1 protein-coding gene is annotated in these 1,524 nt (G+C 55.8%); it reads right to left on the bottom strand.

All coding sequences use genetic code 11. From position 1 onward, the window contains the following. A partial coding sequence (locus ACO0LN_RS30215) for a beta strand repeat-containing protein (RefSeq protein ID WP_422980449.1) occupies positions 1-1,524 on the bottom strand: 1,524 nt, incomplete at both ends.

The following is a 1,524-nucleotide window of genomic DNA, read 5'->3' as shown; positions in this document are numbered from 1 at the left end:
CGACACCGCCTTCGCCTTTGATGGTCAGGGCAGAGACGGTAATGTCATTGGTGGCACCGAGGGTGCTGACGAGGCCGGTGCCGGTGACGGTCAGGATGTGGGTGGTGACGTCGTAGGTGGCTGAGGTAATCGTTGGGGCAGATACGTTCGATACTGTGACGGCATTGCCGGTCAGGTCAGCACTGGAAGTCGTAGTGGCGTCCCAGGAAGCAGCAGCGGCCAGGTTAAATGTCGTGGCATCAACAGCAGTGGTGCCAGTCTTGTTGAGCAAACCATTGACGGCGAGTTTATCGGCAGCGTTCAGGGTCACGGCAAAGGCGGTACTGCTGCTGGCGGTGACGTTGGCGCTGGTTAAGGTATAAGAACCACCACCCTGACCGACCAAGGATAACTTCGATACATCGATGGTGTCGCCACCGACGATATTGACGGCGGTGACACTCAGAATACCTGTGGCTGCATCATAGCTGGAGCTGATGATGCTCGGTGCAGCATTGGAGACGGTGATGCCATTGCCAGTCAAATCCTGGATATTGCCACCGGTGATGACGCTGTTCCAGTCATCGGCAACAGCCAGGTTGTAGGTAGTGGAACTGACAGAGGAGGTGCCGTTCTTGTTCAACAGGGCATCGACACCACCGATATCTGCACCCGCCAGCGTAAAGGTAAAGCTGGTGGCGGAGGTGACTTCAACATTGCCAGTGGTGGACAGGGTGTAGGTTGCACCGCCTTCACCAGTGATGGTGAGATTGGACATGGTGACGTCATTGGTCGCACCGATGGTTTTAACGAGGTTGGTGCCGGTCACGGTGAAGACGTGGGTGGTACCGTCATAAGTCGCTGAGGTGATCGTTGGTGCGGTGACGTTGGAGACGGTCACGGCATTGCCGGTCAAATCTGCACTGGATGCGGTGGTGGCGTCCCAGGAAGCGGCAGCGGCCAGGTTAAATGTGGTGGTATCAACGGCGGTGGTGCCGTTGTTGTTCAAGATGCCGTTGATGGCCAATTTGTCGGTAGCGTTCAGATTGACTGCAAAGGCGGTACTGCTGCTGGCGGTGACGTTGGCGCTGGTCAGGGTGTAGGAGCCAGCCTGACCTGTGATAGAGAGTTTGCTGACATCGATGGTGTCACCACCGACGATGTTGACTGCCGAGACGGACAATATGCCAGTCGCTGCATCGTAAGTAGAGCTGATGATGCTAGGTGCAGCATTGGACACGGTGATGCCGTTGCCAGTTAAATCCTGGATATTGCCACCAGTGATGACGCTGTTCCAGTCATCGGCTGCCGCCAGATTGTAAGTCGTTGAACTGCTGGCGGAGGATGTGCCGTTCTTGTTGAGCAGGCCATCGACTGAAGCAATATCAGCACCGGCCAGAGTGAAGGTAAAGCTGGTTGCAGAAGTCACTTCGACATTGCCAGTAGTGGAAAGTGTACGGGTCGCACCGCCTTCACCGGTAATGGTCAGCTTGGAAATGGTGACATCATTCGTTGCACCTATCGTTTTAACCAGGTTGGTGCCGG

This window comes from Undibacterium sp. TC9W, assembly GCF_049339865.1.
Lineage (GTDB): Bacteria > Pseudomonadota > Gammaproteobacteria > Burkholderiales > Burkholderiaceae_D > Undibacterium.
This window is presented reverse-complemented; position numbering and strand designations above follow the sequence as displayed.